Origin of the sequence: Arthrobacter wenxiniae, assembly GCF_013376105.1 — a bacterium.
Lineage (GTDB): Bacteria > Actinomycetota > Actinomycetes > Actinomycetales > Micrococcaceae > Specibacter > Specibacter wenxiniae.
The window spans coordinates 26,979-46,891 of sequence record NZ_JAAMFM010000017.1; the positions used below are offsets into that span (position 1 = coordinate 26,979).

General features: G+C 68.1%; 18 protein-coding genes and 2 tRNA genes. 6 read left to right on the forward strand and 14 right to left on the reverse strand.

The genetic code is table 11. From position 1 onward, the window contains the following. Positions 1-100 precede the first annotated feature (100 nt). From tmk to G6034_RS11850, 4 genes are all read left to right on the forward strand, one after another. Entirely contained in the window at positions 101-766 is a 666-nt protein-coding gene (tmk, locus tag G6034_RS11835) for a dTMP kinase (RefSeq protein WP_176635325.1), read from the forward strand. After that, complete coding sequence (locus tag G6034_RS11840) at positions 763-1,938, forward strand: DNA polymerase III subunit delta' (protein ID WP_176635326.1); 1,176 nt, start codon at positions 763-765, stop codon at positions 1,936-1,938. Before tmk ends, G6034_RS11840 begins: the two co-directional genes overlap by 4 nt. 19 nt (positions 1,939-1,957) lie before the next feature. Then, on the forward strand, positions 1,958-3,514 hold the full coding sequence (locus G6034_RS11845) for an alpha/beta hydrolase (protein ID WP_176635327.1): 1,557 nt from the start codon (positions 1,958-1,960) through the stop codon (positions 3,512-3,514). Positions 3,515-3,611: 97 nt separating this feature from the next. Next, positions 3,612-3,687 (forward strand) — tRNA-Thr (locus G6034_RS11850). A 226-nt stretch (positions 3,688-3,913) separates the two neighbouring features. On the opposite strand, the gene G6034_RS11855 is transcribed toward G6034_RS11850, so the two are convergent. Then, positions 3,914-4,963, reverse strand: coding sequence for a serine hydrolase domain-containing protein (locus G6034_RS11855; protein ID WP_176635328.1), 1,050 nt, complete (start codon positions 4,961-4,963; stop codon positions 3,914-3,916). Between the two features lie 309 nt (positions 4,964-5,272). After that, entirely contained in the window at positions 5,273-7,291 is a 2,019-nt protein-coding gene (locus G6034_RS11860) for an MDR family MFS transporter (RefSeq protein WP_246295737.1), read from the reverse strand. Positions 7,292-7,483: 192 nt separating this feature from the next. Here G6034_RS11860 and G6034_RS11865 point away from each other — a divergent pair, with 192 nt between their 5' ends. Continuing rightward, complete coding sequence (locus G6034_RS11865) at positions 7,484-8,650, forward strand: low temperature requirement protein A (RefSeq protein WP_176635329.1); 1,167 nt, start codon at positions 7,484-7,486, stop codon at positions 8,648-8,650. A gap of 72 nt (positions 8,651-8,722) precedes the next feature. Here G6034_RS11865 and G6034_RS11870 read toward each other — a convergent pair whose 3' ends face one another. The 12 genes from G6034_RS11870 to G6034_RS11925 form a co-directional block, all read right to left on the reverse strand. Then, positions 8,723-9,874: an ABC transporter ATP-binding protein gene (locus tag G6034_RS11870; RefSeq protein ID WP_176635330.1), complete on the reverse strand. Its 1,152-nt coding sequence runs from the start codon at positions 9,872-9,874 to the stop codon at positions 8,723-8,725. Then, on the reverse strand, positions 9,871-11,469 hold the full coding sequence (locus G6034_RS11875; protein ID WP_176635331.1) for an ABC transporter permease: 1,599 nt from the start codon (positions 11,467-11,469) through the stop codon (positions 9,871-9,873). Before G6034_RS11875 ends, G6034_RS11870 begins: the two co-directional genes overlap by 4 nt. A gap of 5 nt (positions 11,470-11,474) precedes the next feature. Then, on the reverse strand, positions 11,475-12,524 hold the full coding sequence (locus G6034_RS11880; RefSeq protein WP_176635332.1) for an iron ABC transporter substrate-binding protein: 1,050 nt from the start codon (positions 12,522-12,524) through the stop codon (positions 11,475-11,477). 143 nt (positions 12,525-12,667) lie between these two features. Beyond that, positions 12,668-13,156, reverse strand: coding sequence for a hypothetical protein (locus G6034_RS11885; protein ID WP_176635333.1), 489 nt, complete (start codon positions 13,154-13,156; stop codon positions 12,668-12,670). 36 nt (positions 13,157-13,192) lie between these two features. Continuing rightward, positions 13,193-13,846 carry a bacterial proteasome activator family protein gene (locus G6034_RS11890; protein WP_176635334.1) on the reverse strand — a complete coding sequence of 218 codons (654 nt, stop codon included), beginning with the start codon at positions 13,844-13,846 and terminating at the stop codon, positions 13,193-13,195. A 113-nt stretch (positions 13,847-13,959) separates the two neighbouring features. Beyond that, on the reverse strand, positions 13,960-14,160 hold the full coding sequence (locus tag G6034_RS11895; protein WP_176635335.1) for a YbdD/YjiX family protein: 201 nt from the start codon (positions 14,158-14,160) through the stop codon (positions 13,960-13,962). Positions 14,161-14,162: 2 nt separating this feature from the next. Beyond that, on the reverse strand, positions 14,163-16,433 hold the full coding sequence (locus G6034_RS11900; protein WP_425485519.1) for a carbon starvation CstA family protein: 2,271 nt from the start codon (positions 16,431-16,433) through the stop codon (positions 14,163-14,165). Between the two features lie 255 nt (positions 16,434-16,688). Beyond that, the gene (locus tag G6034_RS11905; protein ID WP_176635337.1) at positions 16,689-17,018 is read right to left on the reverse strand and encodes a hypothetical protein; all 330 of its coding nucleotides are present in this window, start codon (positions 17,016-17,018) and stop codon (positions 16,689-16,691) included. After that, positions 17,009-17,458 carry a hypothetical protein gene (locus tag G6034_RS11910; RefSeq protein ID WP_176635338.1) on the reverse strand — a complete coding sequence of 150 codons (450 nt, stop codon included), beginning with the start codon at positions 17,456-17,458 and terminating at the stop codon, positions 17,009-17,011. Before G6034_RS11910 ends, G6034_RS11905 begins: the two co-directional genes overlap by 10 nt. Continuing rightward, entirely contained in the window at positions 17,419-17,763 is a 345-nt protein-coding gene (locus G6034_RS20155) for a hypothetical protein (protein WP_425485520.1), read from the reverse strand. The genes G6034_RS11910 and G6034_RS20155 overlap by 40 nt, the downstream gene beginning before the upstream one ends. Positions 17,764-17,776: 13 nt before the next feature. After that, positions 17,777-18,397, reverse strand: coding sequence for a PadR family transcriptional regulator (locus G6034_RS11920; RefSeq protein ID WP_176635339.1), 621 nt, complete (start codon positions 18,395-18,397; stop codon positions 17,777-17,779). 301 nt (positions 18,398-18,698) lie between these two features. Continuing rightward, positions 18,699-19,682, reverse strand: coding sequence for an NAD(P)H-quinone oxidoreductase (locus G6034_RS11925; protein ID WP_176635340.1), 984 nt, complete (start codon positions 19,680-19,682; stop codon positions 18,699-18,701). A gap of 84 nt (positions 19,683-19,766) precedes the next feature. Here G6034_RS11925 and G6034_RS11930 point away from each other — a divergent pair. Next, positions 19,767-19,854: transfer RNA gene (locus tag G6034_RS11930), tRNA-Ser, on the forward strand. The last annotated feature ends 59 nt before the right edge of the window (positions 19,855-19,913 follow it).

Below are 19,913 nucleotides of genomic sequence, written 5' to 3' on the forward strand. Positions count from 1 at the left end.
GTGGATACTGCCGGGCCGGGCCGCGCCCTGTGGATCGGGCCGGGCCGCGCCCTGTGGATCGGGCCGGGGTCCTTGCAGCCTTGGCCGGTAGGCTGGGGGGGTGACTTTCCCACGTGCCGCCCAGCCCGGCCTGTTCATTGCCCTGGAGGGCGGCGACGGGGCCGGAAAATCGACCCAGGCCGCCCTGCTGGCCAAGGCCCTCTCCGACGCCGGACGCACGGTCTTGCGGACCCGTGAACCGGGCGGCACCCCCGTGGGCGAAAAACTGCGGTCCCTGGTCCTGGACCACGGGCAGGGCGAGATCGACGCCCGCTGCGAGGCACTGATCTTTGCCGCCTCCCGCGCCGCCCACGCCGCGCAGGTCATTGCCCCGGCCGTGGCCCGCGGCGAGGTGGTCATCACCGACCGCTACATAGATTCCTCCATTGCCTACCAGGGCGCCGGCCGCGGGCTGGGCACCGCCGAGATCCAGCGGCTCAACGAGTGGGCCACCGGCGGCCTGTGGCCGGAGCTGACCGTGCTGCTGGACGTCTCACCCGAGGACGGGCGCAGCCGCCGCACGGCCGGGGAATCGGCCGAAGACCGGCTGGAATCCGAACCCGACCACTTCCATGCGGAAATCCGCCAGGCCTTCCTGGATCTGGCCGCGGCCCGCCCGGAACGCTACCTGGTGCTGCCCGCCGGCCGGCCCGCGGGGGAGCTGGCCGCCGCGGTCCACGCCCGCGTCCGCGAGCTGCTGGCGGCCAGGGAAGCCGGCGCCGCATGAGCGTCTGGGTCGACCTGCAGGGCCAGGGGCCCGTGGTGGAGCAGCTGCGCCGCGCCGCCCAGTCCAGCCGCCCCACCCACGCCTGGCTGCTGACGGGCCCGCCCGGCTCCGGCCGCTCCAACGCCGCCCTGGCCTTTGCCGCGGCCCTGGTCTGCGACCGCGGGGAACTGGCCGAGCGCGGGTGCGGGGTGTGCAAGGCCTGCCACACCACCCTTGCCGGCACCAACGCTGATGTGACCTTCATCGCCACCGAGAAGACCACCATCTCCATTGAGGAGGCCCGGGAGCTGGTCCGCAAGGCCCACGACAGCCCGTCCTCGTCCCGCTGGCGCGTCATGATCGTCGGCGACGCGGACCGCATGGCCGAGCGCACCACCAACGTCCTGCTCAAGGCCATCGAGGAGCCGCCGCCGCGGACCATCTGGATCCTCTGCGCGCCCAGCCCGGCGGACGTCCTGGTCACCATCCGCTCCCGCTGCCGCACGCTCACCCTGCGCCTGCCCCCCGTCGAGGACGTGGCGGCGTTGCTGGTGCGCCGGGACGGGATCGACCCCGCCCTGGCCCTGCACGCGGCCCGGGCAGCCCAGAGCCACATCGGCATTGCCCGCCGGCTCGCCTCCGACGCCGGAGCCCGGGAACGGCGCGACGCCATCGTCCGCCTGCCCTTTTCCCTGCGCGACGTCTCGGCTGCCGTGCGCGCCGCCGGCAACCTGCTGGAGCTGGCCCAGGCGGAGGCCTCATCGTCCAACGAGGAACGCGACATTGAGGACAAGGCCAGGCTGCTCGCCTCGCTCGGCGCCCCGGAGACGGGAGCGCTCCCGCCGCCCATGCGCGCTGCGGTCCGCGCCCTCGAGGAGGACCAGAAGCGCCGCTCCAAGCGCTCGGTCACGGACCAGCTGGACCGCGCGCTGACGGACCTGCTCTCCTTCTACCGGGATGTGCTGGTCCTTCAGCTGGCGGCGCGGGGAGGGTCCGGCGTCGTGCCTCCCGGCGGCGCGGTGGAACTGGTCAATGAATCCCTCCGCGACCACGTGGCCGAGTTCGCGGGGCGGGCCCGCCCGGAGTCCACCCTGGCCCGGATGGACTCCATCAACGCCGTGCGCCGGCGCCTGACCACCACCAACGTCTCCCCGCTCTTGGCCCTTGAAGCCATGGCCGTCAGCCTGCTCTAGCTACGTGAAGGACTCCTCCATGCCCCACGCACCCGTACGACGGCGGCACCGCCTCCGCCTGTCCCTCACCGCTGCCATGGCGGCTGTGGGCGCGCTGCTGCTTAGCTCCTGCGCCCCGGCCGGCCCGGTCCCGAGCGCGACGGTCATTTCCAGCGCCCAGGCATCGGTCATTGGCGACGTGCCGGCGGACCTTGCCGCGTATTACGCGCAGGCGGTGACGTGGACGTCCTGCAGCGGGGGCTTCCAGTGCGCCACGGTGGAGGTGCCGCTGGACTACGCCAAGCCGCGCGGGGCATCGATCAAGCTCGCCGTGACGCGGCTGCCCGCCACCGGAAAGCGGCTGGGAGCCCTGGTGACCAACCCCGGCGGACCGGGTGGGTCCGGAGTGGACCTGGTCATCAACAGCGGGAAGCAATACTTCTCCCCGAAGCTGCGGGCCGCGTACGACATTGTCGGCTTCGACCCGCGCGGGGTCAAGCGCTCGGATCCGGTGAAATGCCTGGATGACGCCCAGATGGACGCCGCCCGGCAGGAGTCCTACGACATGGCCACCGACGCCGGACTTGCGCAGGCGGAACAGGCTTCCAAGGCACAAACGCAGCTGTGCGTGAAGAACTCCGGTGCCATCCTGGCGCACGTGGACACCGTCAGCTCGGCCCGGGACATGGACATCCTGCGGGCCGTGGTGGGCGATCCAAAACTAAATTACATGGGCTTTTCCTACGGCACCAAGCTCGGCGCCACCTATGCGGGCCTGTTCCCGGCGCGGGTGGGAAAGTTCTCGCTGGACGGGGCGCTGGACCCGAACCTGGACATTGACCAGGTGTCCATGGGCCAGGCCGTCGGCTTTGAAAACGCCCTGCATGCCTGGGCGCGGAACTGCCTGGGCACCAAGGACTGCCCCGTGTCGGGAACGGTTGATGAGGCGGTGCAGCAAATCCGGAACCTGAATGCCGTCTACACGAAAACACCACAGCAGACCTCCAGCGGGCGCGTGGTGACGGGGACCGAGTTCACAAATGCACTGGCCTATGCCATGTACTCCACCGACTTGTGGGAACCTCTGGCGGGGGCCTTGAAGCAGGCCTTTGCCGGTGACGCCTCAGGCATGCTGGAGCTGGCCGACTATTCCGCGGACCGCTCCGCGGACGGGAAGTACAACTCCAACACGGCAGCGGCCTTCACCGCCATCAACTGCCTGGACTACCCGATGAACTCGGACACCGCGCACATGCGTACCGATGCGGCAGCGCTGAAGAAGGCCTCCCCCACGTTTGGGGACCTGCTGGCCTACTCCGGGCTGACATGCAAGTACTGGCCACAGCCGGCCACCGGCAAGGCGCAAACCATTGCCGCGCCGGGCGCCGGCCCCATTCTGGTCATTGGCACCACGGGCGACCCCGCCACCCCGTACCCGTGGGCCCAGGCGCTGGCCAGGCAGCTGGATTCCGGCGTTCTGGTGACCTGGAAGGGGGACGGGCACACCGCCTACGGGAGGGCGAACGCCTGCCTGACCTCCACCGTCGACAACTACTTTGTGGATGGCAAGGTGCCCGCGCCAGGCACCACCTGCTGAGGCCCGCCGGGTCGATTTTGTACATGGGGGCCGGGCATATTAGAGTTGTTTCTTGTGTTCGAGGAATGATCCCGCAAGGGGTGCCCCGCGGCCACAGGCCTCCATAGCTCAGTTGGTAGAGCGTTTCACTCGTAATGAAAAGGTCAACAGTTCGATTCTGTTTGGAGGCTCCACAACCCCTGAAATCCGCGGATTTTAGGGGTTTTTTGCTGCCCGGCGCCTGCCGCCCCCTGCGATTGTCCCCCATCATCCCCAGAACACCGCAAAGGTGATCTGGATGCGCGGCGCCTGCTCTGGCATTGGGGACCAGAACCCGGCTAAACCACGTGCAACGACTCATCAGCCGGGTGACATCCGCGGCAAATGCCAGCTCATCGGTCCAAGGACTCGAGCTGCGAGCTATGCCGCCAGCGCTGCCGCGCGGCTCATGAGTCGATACACGAGGGAACGATTCGCCAGCTGGTTCACCGTTCCAGAGACGTAGAGGTCGTGCGACGGCGCATAAAACAACACGGCGCCGGACGACCCGGAGTGTCCGAGAAACTCACGCGGACCGGGTCCCGACAACAGCCGGGGCATCCCGTAGCGCATGATGCCAAGCCCGTACCGCAGTGGGAAGAAGATGCGCCTCCAGTCTTCCTGCATCTCGTGCAGGTAGGTGGAAGGGAACAAAATGCCGCCCAAAACAGCCCGAAGGAAGATTATTCCGTCAGAGGCGGTGGAGACCAGCCCGCCGTGTGCACGGACCGAGGCCATCGCCAGGGGGATGCGCACGGGGGCGGGTCCGTTGAGAATTGCCGCGACCTCGTCGTAGCGGCCCACGACCTCCCTGCTGAACGGCCAGGTTGCCGTCAAGCCCAGCGGCAGGATGATGCGTTCGGTGACAGCCCGCTCCCAACTGTTCCCCGTCACATTTTCGATGATCCGTCCCAGCAGGTGATAGTTGGTGTCCGAATAGAAGGCTTTTCCGGGCGTGCCGGGGGCAAAGTGAGGCGACATGTCCTGCTTTGCAATCCGGATCGCCTCCTCCAGGGTCCAAGCCCGGTCCTGCCCGAGCACCTCGCCAACCACAGTGCCGCCACCGGCCCGCTTCTGGTCAAAGTAGCCGGCAACTCCCGAACTGTGCGCCAGCAAGTCGCGGACCGTGATCCGGTGGCTGTGGTCCGTGCCGCGAAAGGTGTTGAGTCCATCGATCAAATCGGCCTCGAGGTGTGTCCCGAATGGATCCGCAAGGCTCACCGCGCCTTGGTGCCGTAATTGCATGATCACGGCAGCCGTGTAGAGCTTGGTGATCGACGCCGCAAAATACGGTTTCGGTTCAACCTCGCTCTCATACGACCACTCCCATCCACGCCCCGGTGACGACAGGGCAAAGGACATCGGTCCGGTATCGGGGCGGGCCGCGAAACGGTCAAAAAGTGCGGTCAGCTTGCCACCGGTCGTCATCATGGCCCGATGGTACCCAAAAGATGGTACCCAAAGAAGGCGGAGACCACTCCACGGCGGCCCCGGGGCGTATCCACCGATGCGCCGGATGGAAGGCTGCCGTTGCCGTCAGTGCCAGCTTGTTGAAAATGGCCGGCTCCCAAACCGCGCGATAGGCATGCGGTCGCAGGGCCAGCAGGACAAACAACCCCGCGAAGACCACGAATCCCCACAGCCGCCAGGTCTCCACCACTTAGGATGACGGAACGGACTTTTGAGGCCGCTTTTATCGGCCTCAAAAGTCCGTTCCGTCATCCTCCGGCGCCGGTGCGTCTAGCGGGAGTCCCCGCTGTCGCCGGAACGGTCGCTGCCGGCGTGCGCGTGGCGGCCCGGTTCCACGAGCGCACCCATTTCGTCGGCGCAGTGCTGGAGCTTCAGGTCCGCTTCCTCCTCCGCCGCGGCAAGCGTAGCCTTGTCGTCGGCCGCCTCCTGGAGTGCCGACTTCATGCGCAGCGGCGGTGTCTTGAAGAACAGGGCCAACACGAACGCCAGCAACACCACCATGAGTGCCACCCAGTAAATGACGATGGTTGAAGTGGTGAAACCTGTCAGGAACGGCTTGCTCAGGGCCGGATTGGCGCCCTTCAGGAACGAGGTGTCATTGAGCGCACTGCTGCCCGCCGATGAGGATCCCGTGGCCGACTTGAGCTTGTCCGCGATGGTGGGCGCAGCCTGGTTGACCACCCGGGTCCGGACGTCCGGCTTGGAGAAGTCAAGCGGCTGTGCGGGCACCGTGGTCTCGGCCGCCGACTGCGTCACACCCTTGGCGACGAGAGCCTTCACGCCGGCCGCATGGGCCGCCTGCTGGGCACCCCTTTCCACGGGAGTCACGATGTTGGTGTAAATCAACCCCATGATCGCCTTGTTTTCCGGGGCCGTTGCCACGGACGGCGTCATGGCGGCGTCCAGGGCGCTCCTCAACGTGGGCCCGTCCGAAAGCGAGCTTTGGATGTTCAGGGGCATGATCGTGAAGAGCAATGAGAGCATGACTGCCGTGCCCAACGTTCCACCGATCTGCCGGAAGAACGTCGACGCGCTGGTGGCCACGCCCATGTCCCGCAGGCCCACCGAGTTTTGGCTGGCGATGGTCAGTGTCTGCATGAGCTGGCCCAGTCCGAGCCCGATCAGCAGCATGCCGCCGGCGACGAACCAGAAATTCGAATCGTACTTCAGGAAGGTCAGGTACAGGAATCCAGCGGTCATCAGCCCCGTGCCGAGGATGGGGAACATGCGGTACCTGCCCGTGCGGGCGATCAACTGGCCGCTCCCGATTGAGGCGATCATCAGGCCCAGGATCATGGGCAGCATCTGGAAGCCGCTCTCCGTGGGATTGGAGCCCAGCACAATTTGCAGGTACAGCGGGATGGTCATCATGGCACCGAACATGCCAAAGCCCACCAGCACGCCGATGACGGTCGCCATCGAGAACGTCGGCGAGTGGAAGAGCTTGATGGGAATCAGGGCATCGTCCTTCATCCGGACTTCAATGGCAATAAACGCGATGACGCCAATGACGCCAATCACGTAGCAGGCAATGGAAGCCGCGCTGGTCCAACCCCAGGTCTGGCCTTCCTCCGCCACCAGCAGCAACGGCACAAGGGCAACAATGACGGCCGCCGCGCCCCACCAGTCGATGCGCACCGAATGGCGGTCCACCTTGGGCAGGTGCAGGAAGCGCAGCACCATGGCCAGGGCCGCGAGCCCGATCGGCACATTGACGAGGAATACCCAGCGCCAGCCTGCGATGAACAGAATCTCGTTGGTGCCCGCAAACAAGCCGCCTATCAGCGGACCAATGACGCTTGAGACGCCGAAGACAGCCAGGAAATAACCCTGGTACTTGGCCCGTTCGCGCGGTGCGAGCATGTCGCCCATGATCGCGAGCGGCATCGACATCAGGCCGCCGGCGCCGAGCCCCTGCACGGCGCGGAACGTGGCGAGCTCAATCATGGACGTGGAGAAGCTTGCCATGACCGAGCCGAGAATGAAGACGACGATCGCAAAGATGAACAGCGGACGACGCCCGAAGATGTCCGACAGCTTTCCATAAATGGGTGTGCTGATCGTGGACACGATCAGGTAGGCGGTGGTCACCCAGGCCTGGAGGCTCAGGCCGTGGAGGTCGTCACCGATGGTGCGGATGGCCGTGCCGACCACCGTCTGGTCCAGGGCGGAAAGGAACATGCCGGCCATGAGCCCAAAGATCACGAAAAGTATTTGACGGTGGCTCATGACGGCGTTGCCGGCGGGACTGGTCCCGGGCACGGGAGATGATGGTTGTTCGCTAGACATGCGTCCTCAAGAGTCAATGGAGGATGCCGCTGACACCGGCATCACGACGGCGTGGGCGAAACGAAGAATGTTGCGCAGAGTGGAAACGGTACTCCCCTCAACCTCTTGGGGCAATGCCGTTACCCCCGGCAACGGTCTTGTTTCGCGCAGGGTGAACATGGGCACGGGCCGGGGCGGACCTATCATGGGCCAATGACCGAGAAAACGCCGCCGCCCCGGGCACGGTCGCACGAACCCGGACGCGACCCCGCCCGGGTCCATTGGATGGAACTGTTCTTCGACCTGGTCTTCGTGGCCTTTGTGGGCCAGCTGGCCCACGGCATCCACGGCAATCCCGGCTGGGCCGAATTTGGCGCCTTTGTCCTGCTGTTTTTCCCTGCGTGGTGGGCGTGGGTGAACATCGTCTCCGTGGTCAACCTGCTTCCGGGGCTCTCCTCACGCAGCCTGGGCGTGGCGATGCTCGCAGCGATGGCCGCCGCCGGACTGATGGCCGCGGCCGCGCCCGACGCTTTTGGCGGCAGGGCCTGGGCGTTCTCGCTGGCCAATGCCGCCTTGCGCGTGGTGCTGCTGGTCCTGTGGCTGTACCACCACCGCCAGGCGCCGTCCGGCTCGCCCCTGCGCATCTGGCTGTACAACGGGGGGACGGCCGCGCTCTGGCTGATCGCGACGCTGCTGCCGCTTTATGCGGCCGTCTTTCTGTGGGCCGGGGCGATCGCCGTCGAGATTGCCATGGTGCTGCTGGGCGCGCGCCTGTGGCCGGACCGGGGCATCGGCGGAATCAATGTTGAGCACGCTTCCGAGCGGCTGGGCCTCTTTGTGGTCATTGTCCTGGGCGAGTCCATCTATACGGTCGTGAGCGAGCTGGCGTCGGACTGGAGCCGCGGCGGCGGTCTGGCGGCCGGGCTGGGATTCCTGGTGGTTGCGCTGCTCGGCTGGGCCTTCTTCCAGTACGGCACCGGTACCGTCAGCGCCGGCCTGGAGCGGCTGCAGTCCCGCGCCGACTACAGCGGCATCCTGCAGACCACCATGTTCATGCCGTTCCTGCCGGTGGTTGGCGTGACCGCCATGGCCGCGGCCATTGCCACCTCCATTCCGGCGCCCTATGAGCCGCTGCCTCTGGGAGCCCGGACGGCCGTCGGCGGCGGACTGGCACTTTTCTACGGCACCAACGCCCTCGTGACGCTGCGCTACGGCCAGCCGCTGCGTGCCGTGCTGCCGTGGGCCCTTCCGGCAGTGGCTGTGGCCGTGCTGCTCATCCCGTTGGGCGCAGTGGTTTCCGCCGCCGCGCTGCTGGCCGTTGCCGTGGCCCTGCTGCTGGCCCTCACCGCCTACACGGAGATCCGGCACCGGCGGCGGTAGGCGCGGTACTTCGCCCACCGCCGGTGTCCCGCCGCCGGGGCTTGACAGGTCCGACCACCGGGACTGCGCCGGTCAGCCGTCCCAGGGGAAGACGACGCCCTCCCCCACCACCTTCAGCGACAGCTCCGTGCCGGGCCGGGCCAGCATGGCGTTCCAGTGCCGGATGCTGATCACTTCCCCGCCCACGGGCTGGTGCGGGTCCACCGGGCCCGCGGGGTCCACGACGATGGGGGCCAGCTGGATGCGGACGGTGGTCTCGGGCCCAAAGTAGTCGGTGTCCACCACGCGGCCGCGGATGTTTCCGCCTTCGGCGATGCGGATCTGCTCCGGGCGCAGCATGAGGTGGACGCGGCCCTGGACGGGCGGGCGGCGCACCGGGATCCCGCCAAGGGAGCACAGCGCGAGCGAGCCCTCCATCCAGGCCTCAAGGATGACGGCGTCGCCCAGGAATTCCGCAGTGGCCCGGTCCGTCGGGCGCGTGTACACCACGAACGGGCTCCCAATCTGGGCCAGCCGGCCGTCACGCATGACGGCCACCTGGTCGGCGAAGCTCAGCGCCTCGGCCTGGTCGTGGGTGACAAGGATGGTGGTGACCCCGGCGTCGGACAGGGTCTTGGACACGGCCCGGCGCGTGGCCACGCGCAGCCCGGCGTCGAGGGCGCTGAACGGTTCATCAAGGAGCATCAGCTGGGGCTGGCGGGCCAGGGCGCGGGCCAGGGCGACGCGCTGCTGCTGCCCGCCGGACAGCTGCGACGGCTTCCGCCGGGCGTAGGCGGGGTCCATGGAGACCATCTCCAGCAGCTCGGCCACGCGGGGTGCGGCCGTCCTGCCGCGCACAGGCAGCCCGAATTCAATGTTTTGCCCCACGGTCAGGTGCGGGAACAGCGCGCCGTCCTGGGCCACGTAGCCTACGCTTCGCCTGTGCGCCGGCAGCCAGCCGGAGGGCCCGGCGACTTGCACGCCGCCCAGGCAGACGCTGCCGGCGTCGGGCGCCTCAAAGCCGGCAATGACCCGCAGCAGCGTGGTCTTGCCGGAACCGGAGGCCCCCACGATGGCCGTGGTGCGCCCCTGCGCGACCGTCAGGTCCACGCCCTTGAGCACCTCCGTGCCGCCAAACGACTTCCGCACCCCGCCGACCAGCAGGTGGTCCGTGACGTGGTGGGGGTCGGCCGCAAAGGCGGGAACGGGGGACGCGGCCGGGGCCGGCCTGCGCGAAGTTGTCACTGTCCGGCTGCTTTCTTGGATTGGGCAAAAAGGAGGTAGGTCATGGGGGCCGAGAGCAGGATCATCAACAAGGCATACGGGGCCGCGCCGGTGTAGTCGATCTCGCTGCTGAGCGACCAGAACTCCGTGGCCAGCGTGTTGGTGCCGTTGGGCGCCAGCAGCAGGGTGGCCGTCAGCTCGTTCACGATGCCCAGGAACACCAGCGCGGCCCCTCCCGCCGCGGCAGGGGCGGTCAGGCGCAGCGTCACGCGCAGGAAGGCCACGAGCGGCGGCTTGCCGAGGGCCTGCGCGGCCTCGTCCAGCTCCTTGGGCGCCTGCGCCAGCCCGGCGCGCAGGTTCACCAGCGCGCGGGGCATGAACAGCAGCGCGTACGCCGCCACCAGCACGACGGCGGTCTGGTAGACCGCGGGCACGTTGTGGATGGTGATGGTCACCAGGGCCAGGGCCACCACGATGCCCGGCATGGAGCTGGAGATGTAGTTGGCGCCCTCGAGCAGCTTGGTCACGGGGCCGGGGTGGCGAATCACCAGGAACGCCAGCGGGAAGGCCACGACCGTGGTGACCAGGGCCCCGACCAGGCCGTAGCCGAGGGTTTGCAGGAGCGCGCCGGCCAAGGCGCCGCCCGTCCAGATCCCTGGGCCGCCCAGAATGAGCCAGCGGGCAACGTGGAACAGGGGCACCCCGAGCGCCAGCGCGGTCAGCGCCGCCAAGCCGAGCTGCCCGGGGATTTCCAGCCAGCCCGTGGCGAGCCGGGGCGGGTTGGCCTGCACGCCCGAGCCCACCCGCGCATAGCGGGCGTTGCCGCGGGTCTTCGATTCTCCCAGCAGCAGCAGCAGGCAGAAAAGCACCAGCACGCTGGCCAGCATGTTCGCGGCGGCCCCGTCGAAGGTGGACCGGAACTGGTCGTAAATGGCGGTGGTGAAGGTGTCGAACTGGATCATGGCGAAGGCGCCGTATTCGGCCAGCAGGTGCAGTGAGACCAGCAGGGCGCCGCCGGCGGCGGCCAGCCGCAGCTGTGGGAGCACCACCCGGAAGAACACCTTCCACGGGCCCAGCCCCAGCGAGGAGCCGGACTGTTCCAGGGCGGGGTCCATGCGGCTGAGCACGGCGGCCACGGGGATGTACACCAGCGGGAAGTAGGAAAGCGTGGCGATCAGCACGCCGCCAAACAGCCCGCCGAGTGACGGCACCGCACTGACCCAGGCGTAGCTGTTCACGAACGCCGGGATGGCCAGCGGTGCGGCCAGCAGCACGGACCAGATCTTGTGCCCCCGCAGCCGGGTCCGCTCCACCAGCCACGCGCCGGCAACCCCGATCACCACGCACAGGGGCACGGTGACCACCACCAGGCCCAGAGTGTTCAGCAGCAGGTCACCCACGCGCGGGCGAAAGACCAGCTTCTGAATGGTGTCCCAGCCCGCATTGCCCGTCATGAAGGCCACATACCCCAGCGGCAGCAGGGAGAAGGCGGCGATCAGGATGGAAAGGACGACGACAGGCCAGGGACCGGAGCGTGTGCCCCGGCCCCCAGCAGCGTTACCCAAGTTGTCCACGCGCGGCGCGCGTGCCGTCGTCGTGCTGTCTCGAAAAGCCATCAGTACTAGAGTAGACCGGCCTCGGTCATGAGGTCGGTGACCTTCTGGGAGTTCAGCTTGGCCGCATCGACCTTCGGCGCTTCCAGGTCCTTCAGCGGGACCAGCTTGGAATTGGCGGCAACCTGGCTGGCCACCGGGTATTCAAAGGACGTCCCGGTCTGCAGGATGGTCTGGCCGGCCTTGCCGGTGATGAATTCGAGGAACTTCTCGGCGTTGGCCTGGTGCTTGCTGGAAGCCAGCACGCCACCGCCGGAGACGGAGACGAACGCCCCGGGGTCCTGGTTCTTGAAGTAGTGCAGGGCCACGTTGTTCGAGTTCTCGCCGGTCTTGGCCTGGTCGCCAAACCAGTAGTAGTGGTAGATGACGGCCCCCTCGACCTCGCCGGCATTGACCGCCTTCATGGCCGTGCTGTTGCCCTTGTAGGCCTTGGCGTTATCCTTCATGGCCTTCAGCCACGCCAGCGTGGCATCCTGGCCCTTGAGCTCCAGCATGGCGGAGACGATGGCCTGGAAGTCGGCGCCGGACGGCGAGGCGGCCCAGCGGCCATTCCATTCGGGCGACGCCAGGTCCATGATCGACTTGGGCAGCTGCGCTTCGGTCAGCTTGGTCTTGTTGTAGGCAAAGACGGTGCTGCGGGCCGCAATGCCCGTCCACTTGTTGGTGGACGGGCGGTAGGCCGCGGGGACCTGGTCCTGGATCTTGGCACTGATGCCGGTGAACAGGCCGGCATTTTCCACCTGCGTCATTGCGGGGGAATTCTCCGTCAGGAAGACGTCAGCGGGCGACTTCGCACCTTCGGCGATGATCTGGTTGCTCAGCTCGGAATCGTCGCCGTTGCGCAGCGTGACCTTGATGCCCGTCTCCTTGGTGAACGCGTCAACCCAGGCCTGGGTGAGCGATTGGTGCTGGGCGTTGTAGACCGTGATGGCGTCCGTTGCGCCGCCCGGGGCCCCGTCGGAAGCGGCGGGGGCGGTGCCGCCGCCGCAGGCAGCGAGGGCGAGCACCGTGACTCCGGCCAGGGCCGTCAGGGCAGTCCTGTTGATCCAAGTTTTCATGGGGGCCTTTCGGCATAGGAGAATTAGCGAACTGTTATCGATCGTAATGCACGATAGGCGAGGCTACCCTCACAAGCCCTCGATTGTGACGCAGCCCACCGCCATTCCGTCACATTTATGTGACCAAAATGGACCGGGTCCAGCTAAGCGGGGCCGGACGGCCCTTTGTCCAGCAGCTCCGCGGCCCGGTTGACGTGCGCCTGGACCATCCCCGCCCTGCGTACGACGCCGGGGACCTCCCCCGCGCCGAGCCTCACCATGGCGACGGCCTCCGCCGCCGCCGCCAGCGCATTGCCGGCCCTGGAGAGCTCGCGGTGCACGTCGTTGAGGTAGCCGCCGGTGCCGGTGGGGATTTCCATCCCCTCGCTGGGTGCCACCGCATGGGCCCGGGCCGCAATGCCGCGGACCAGGGGCAGCAGCTCCGCCAGGGCGTTGGCCACCGGGACCAGGGCGGCATAGTCGTCGCCCGCGGAGGGCGCGTTCCGGGCCTCCTCCTCCACGCCCTCGAGCATCTGGTGGAAGCGGTCCAGGCCGCGGCGGAACCTGTCGTGGGCGCGCCGCCAGACACCCTTGCCGAGTTCGGCGTCGTCGCGCCTGCCTTGGCGGCTGTCGCCAAAAAGTCCCTTGAGCATGCTGGCCGGTTCCAGTGGTGGCGGGTTTTGGGGATGCTAGAGGTACTGGCCGGGGCCGCCGGCGTCGGACTGGCCCGAGCCTTCGGGGTGGCCCTGCACACGGCTCACGGGGGCCCGTTGCGGTTCGCCGTTCTCGCCCACCACCACGCCGGGGGCAATGACGGTCCCGGGCGGCAGCTGGTGCAATTGCAGCCGGGCGGCCACTTGCTGGTTGGCCATGGCCTGGGCGGCCATGGCGGTTTGGATGCCGTGGAACAATCCTTCCAGCCAGCCGACCAGCTGGGCCTGGGCGATGCGCAGTTCGGCGTCCGACGGGGCCCCCGCATCCGTGAAAGGCAGGTTCAGCCGGTGCAGTTCCTCCACCAGATCCGGGGACAGCCCGTCCTCCAGCTCGGCGATCGAGCGGCCGTGGATTTCGGCCAGGCGCGCACGGGCGGCTTCATCGAGCGGGGCGCTCTTGACTTCATCCAGAAGCTGCTTGACCATGGTGCCGATCCGCATGACCTTGGCCGGCTGGTCCACCATCTCCGCGACGCCGGCATGCCTCGCCTGAGGCCCGCCGCCCTGCCCGTCGATGCGCGGGCCGTCCGTTGCCTCCCCGCGCCCGTCCGCCTTAACGTTTGCGGGATCGTCCATTACCTTGCCCTCGGCCGCGGCTCCGGCGGCCTGCGGGTTCGCCTTGTCAGTCATACGGCCAGTCTCTCACGGCGCCTCGGAATATGTCCGGGAACCCGGGCACGGCCGCCAACCCGCCGCAGCTGTACAGCCGGGCGCAGGCACGCCGAGAGGGCCCGAGCCCGCTGTCAGCAGCACCGGCCCTCGGGGTTGGCGTCCTGGCGGTCCATTCTCTCGCGCCAGAACTCCTTGACAGTCATGGCCGGCCCGGCGCACCCGGTACCGCTGTGGTGGTCCAGATACTTGTCATAGGCGTCTTCCCCCAGGACGCCCTTGAGGTATCTGGTGACCGAGCCCAGCACCGAGGCTGCGCGCCGCAGGCCGCCCATGGCTAATGGCCCTCCCGCGCGGTTTCCCTGCCCGAGCCGGCCCATTCCTGCATGATGGCCCGCTCGGCGGCGCTGGGCGCCACGCCGGCCGGGGCGAAGATGCGCGAGGCAACTGCCGGGTCTTCCATGCTTGGCCCGCCGCCGGTGCGGACGGAGCGGATGGAGACCAGGACCGCCGTCGTAATCACGACGATGGAGAGGACCACGAAGATGATGGACAGCGTCCCCTGCACGGAGGTGTTGCGCACCACTGCCTCCATGGCCTCGACGGTCTTGGCCGTGCCGAAGTGGGTCTTGCCGTCGGCCAGCGCCTGCTTGAACGCGTTGTGCTGCGCCCAGTAGCCTACGGCCGGGACCGTGGAGAAAATCTTCTGGAAGGACGCCACCACGGTCACCACCGTGACGAAGGCGAGCGGCAGGGCCACGAGCCACAGGTACCTGGCGCGCGTGTTCTTGGCGATGATGGCCAGGCACACGGCCAGGGCGATGGCGGCCAGCAGCTGGTTGGCGATGCCGAACAGCGGGAACAAGGTGTTGATGCCGCCGAGCGGGTCGGTGACGCCCATGATGAGGATGGCGCCCCAGCCGGCCACCATGGCGGCGGTGGTCAGCCACGTGCCCGGCCGCCAGGACGTGTCCTTGAATTTGGGCACGAAGTTGCCGATCGAGTCCTGGAGCATGAAGCGGGCCACGCGGGTGCCGGCGTCGACCGCGGTGAGGATGAAGAGCGCCTCAAACATGATGGCGAAGTGGTACCAGAAGCTCATCATGGCCTGTCCGCCGGCCACCTGGTGCATGATGTGGGCCAGTCCCACGGCAAGGGTGGGGGCGCCCCCGGTGCGGGAGACGATGGACTGCTCGCCGACGTCGGACGCGGTCTGGGCCAGGGTGGCCGGGTCCACGTGGACCCCGGTCAGGCCCAGGGAGTTCACGAACGCCGCCGCGCCCTCGACGGTGCCGCCGGTGGCCGCGCCCGAGGCGTTCATGGCGAAGTAGATGCCGCGGTCGATTGACAGCGCCGCGACCAGGGCCATGATGGCCACGAAGGACTCCATGAGCATGCCGCCGTAGCCGATGTAGCGGGCCTGGCGCTCCTTCTCGATGAGCTTGGGCGTGGTGCCGGAGGCGATCAGCGCGTGGAAGCCGGAGAGCGCGCCGCAGGCGATGGTGACGAACAGGAACGGGAACAGGGAGCCGGAGAACACCGGCCCGTCGGAGCGGGAGGCGTATTCGCTGAAGGCGGGCACGTTGATGGTGGGGCGGACCAGGACAATGGAGGCGGCCAGCATCACGATGGTGCCGATCTTCATGAACGTGGAGAGGTAGTCGCGCGGGGCCAGCAGCAGCCAGACGGGCAGGACCGCTGCAATGAAACCGTAAATGATGATGGCCCAGGCGAGCGTGGTCCGGTCCAGGTGGAAGAACGCCGCGCCCCATTCGGTGTGGGCCACCATGCCTCCGCCGATGATGGCCGCGAGCAGCAGGACGAAGCCGATCACGGACACCTCCATGACCTTGCCCGGGCGCAGGTAGCGCAGGTAGACGCCCATGAACAGCGCAATCGGGATGGTCATGGACACGGAGAACACGCCCCACGGGGATTCGCCCAGGGCGTTGACCACCACGAGCGCCAGGATCGCCACGATGATGATCATGATCAGCAGCGTGGCAATCAGCGCGGCCGTGCCGCCGACGACGCCAAGCTCCTCGCGGGCCATCTGGCCCAGGGAACGGCCGCCGCGGCGCATGGAGAAGAAGAGGACCAGGTAGTCCTGGACGGCGCCCGCCAGCACGACGCCGACGATGATCCAGATGGTGCCCGGAAGGTAGCCCATCTGCGCCGCAAGGATGGGCCCCACGAGGGGTCCGGCGCCGGCGATGGCCGCAAAGTGGTGGCCGAAGAGGACGTTGCGGTCGGTGCGGACGAAGTCCTTGCCGTCGGCCTTGTACTCGGCAGGCGTGGCGCGCCTGTCATTGGGCTTGAGCAGATACCTTTCAATGACCTTGGAGTAGAAGCGGTAGCCGATCAGGTAGGTGCACACCGCGGCGAACACGAACCAGATGGCGTTGACTGATTCACCCCTGACCACGGCCAGCACCACCCAGGCCACGCCGCCCAGCAGGGCAATGGCCGCCCAGATGGCGATCTTCAGCGGCGTCCACTTGTGGCTGGCGGCCTCCGCTTCGAGGTCCACGGCCACCGGTGGCAGCTCTGGATCCTGGAGGAGGGGTCCCGCCTGGTCTGCGGTCCCCTTTGACTGCTGGGTCATCATATTCCTTACTCAGGCCTGAATTCTGGCCCCTTGACGGTAGCAACATGGCCCGGCCCACATCGCGGATGTGGGCCGGGCCATACCGGTCAATCTGCCAACGGCCCCGTTTATGCGACGAGCGGGGCGTACGGACCCTCGGTTGCAAGCGGGGCACTTTACGCGAACCCTCCCGCGCAACTGGGGCTGCGGCGCCCCGGTCGCAACCGAGCGATGGGATAAAGTGCCCCGGTCGCAACCGAGCGATGGGCGGGCAGGTCAGGCGAGCGTCTGCCTCCTCGTCATCGGCAGCGTGCCCTTGGTCAACAGCCACGCCGCGGCCGCGCCGAAGAGTGGCACCAGCACCACCAGGGCCGCCATGTGCGGCCGCGGCAGCACCATCGGGTACCCGCGCTGGAGGGACAGCACCACGATCACCGGGATGGCCCCGGCGACAATGCCCAGCATGGTCCCAAGGAGCGCGGTCATGAGGATCTGCGAGGCGGCAGGCGCCTTTCTCAGCCGTGTGTCGGCGCCGATGCCAGCGGGCGTGGCGTGGTCGCTGCGGCCGTCGACGACGGCGGGCAGCACCTTGGTGCTCAGCGGCAAGAAGTCCGGGCGCAGGTAAGTTGGGCCGGCAGGCTGCGACCCGGCCCCGGTGGCTGCGTAGACCCGTTGCTGCGGCTGGACCCTGCGGCGTAGTCAATGCTGAGGACGGCAGCCTTGCCGGCGCCGTCCACATGGATCCTGTGGGTGGCGACGATCCCGCCGGACCCCAGTGCCTCCTTGGCGGCAGGTTCCGCCAGCACCCAGCCGGTGCAGGGCGCCGGAAGGTAGTCGCCATTCTCGGCCGTCGTGCCGCTTGGGCACGACTTCATCGAGAGGGCGCCCCGGGGCACGTTGGTGGCCACATCCGCACCGCTGGATGAGTTCAGGGCTGCGGTGCCCTTTTCGGGGTCGACGGGTACCTTTTTGCCCCGGCTCAGGGCCACGGCCCCAGCGTTGCCGTTCATCTGCCCGTAGTCCTCATAGTGGAGGGGGATGGCCACCTGGTTGCGGTCATTGTCCCGCACCGGCCGCGCGGCCAGCGTCGGCGGATTGAGGACCAGGCTTCGGGAGGCGATAGGGAGGCGGCCATGGACGCTGGAATCTGGTCCCGCTTGAGGTACGGCACGGCGTTCCCGTCCGCCACCCCGGCATCCCGGACGGTGCCGACCAGCTCAAAGGTGCCGGTCTCCGCGCGCCCGCCCAGCACCTCCAGGTTGCCGTCGCCGGTGGCGGCGTCCAGCGCGCCCGTGGATTCGTCGGCCAGGATCAGGCGGCGCTGGCCCACGATGGCGCGGCCGATCGCCATGCGCTGCTGCTGCTCATCTGGACACCGCCCGGCTCTCAACGGGAGCCGCAACTGGGTGTCCGGCCACCGGGCGCCCCGCGGCACGCTGCGCCATCCAGCCCTCGCAGTGGTCCAGCCAGCGCACCTCTGCCTCCGTGGAAAAGATCAGCGAGTCCAGGACCAGCAGCCAGGCGGCGTCGTTGGCCCCTCCGGAGGGTCCCTGCCCGGTCGCCGGGGTGCCCGCATTCGACGCGGCGGTCCGGCGCTGGCGGGTGTAGTCCTGCAGCAGCCGCATCGACGCGGTGCGCTGAGCCTGCACGACGGCGGCCACATCGACCCCGTCCAATGTCAAGGCCAGCGCCAGCTTGATGGCGAGCTGGTTGCGGGGCGGATTCGTGGCGGCGACTGGCTGCGCGAACCAGCCCATCACCTCGGCGCGCCCCGCGGCAGTGATGCTGTAGACCACGTGGCCCTCGCCGTCGTCCCCGTCCTTTTCCACAAGGGCGTCCCGCTCCAGCCGGTCCAGGGTGGTGTAGACCTGCCCGATGTTCAGCGGCCAGGCCGCCCCCGTCCGCTCCTCAAACTCCCCGCGCAGCTGGTAGCCGTAGCGCGGCCCCTCCTGCAGCAGGGCCAACAGTGAATGCCTGATTGACATGTAAGGCTCCCCACGTTTGTCGCGGGCGCCCCCAACGGCCGGCCGCGACAGCGGCATACATACCGCGTATGGCAAACTCTAGCTACGGGGTATGCAATGCGCAAGGGGTCGCTGGCGGGGCTTGTCCCGGGGATTCATGGGGCTCGGCCTGACGACCCGATCATGGGCGTTGCGGGCCGATTCGATGGTGCACATGATGCGGGCTCACGGCGGCCCCAACCGCAGAAGCTGCACCACCGATTTGGGCAACCGCAGGAATTCGGCTCCAGGGCCTGGACCGGCTCGACCACCGGGGACGGGGCTACAGCGTCAGGAGGACCTTGCCCACGTGCGAGCCGGAATCGAAATAAGCGTGCGCCGCGGCGGCCTGCGCCAGCGGAAAGGTCTTGTCCACGATGGTCTTGACGGCGCCGGAGGCCACCAGCGGCCACACATTGCTGCGCACGCCGTCCATGATGATGGACTTTTCCTCCGTCGGGCGGGCCCGCAGCGTGGTTCCGATAACGGCCGCGCGCTTGGCGAGCAGGACGCCCAGGTCGAGCTCCGCTGTCGTGCCTCCCTGCAGCCCGATCACCACCAGGCGCCCGTACAGCGCCAGGGCGGAGAGGTTTTGGGCCAGGTACTTGGCGCCGACGACGTCGAGGATCACGTTGGCGCCCCGGCCGTCGGTGTGCTCCTTCACCAGTTCCACGAAGTCCTGGCTGCGGTAGTTGATGGCCGCATCGGCGCCCAGGAACCCGGTGAGCATCGCCGCCTTCTCGTCGCTGCCGGCCGTGGCGATCACCCGGGCGCCGGCGGCCTTGGCGAGCTGGACGGCCATGACGCCGATGCCGCCCGTACCGCCATGCACCAGCACGGTCTCGCCGGCCTGCAGCTGCGCGGTCATGAACAGGTTGGAGTAGACGGTTGCCGCCACTTCCGGCAGGGACGCTGCCGTCACCACGTCGACCCCGTCCGGAAGCCGGAGCACCTGTCCGGCCGGAACAGCTACCTGCTGGGCGTAGCCCCCGCCGGAGAGCAGGGCCACCACCTTTTCACCGACCGAGAACGGCCGTGTGACATCCGGCCCGAAGCCTGCAATGCGCCCGGACACCTCGAGCCCCAGGATGTCTGTGGCGCCGGCGGGCGGCGGATAAAAGCCGCGGCGCTGCTGGACGTCGGCCCGGTTGATGCCGGCGGCCACCACATCGATCAGGATCTCGCCGGGGCCGGGCACGGGCGCGGGGACGTCGGCCAGGGCCAAAACCTCCGGGCCCCCGGGAGCCCGTGCAACAATCGCCTTCATGAAACTCTCCTCCGCTGCGCAGCATTTCGCGGGGGGCGCCCGCTTTGGTGGCACCGCCCCGCTTATGAAACACTACTAGCGTAAGGAAGGTTGTCCGAGCGGCCGATGGAGCTGGTCTTGAAAACCAGTGTGCGGTGACCCCGTACCGCGAGTTCGAATCTCGCACCTTCCGCTCTTCGAGGGAGGCACCCCGCTGGGGGTGCCTCCCTTTTCGCTGCCCCGCAGCCCACC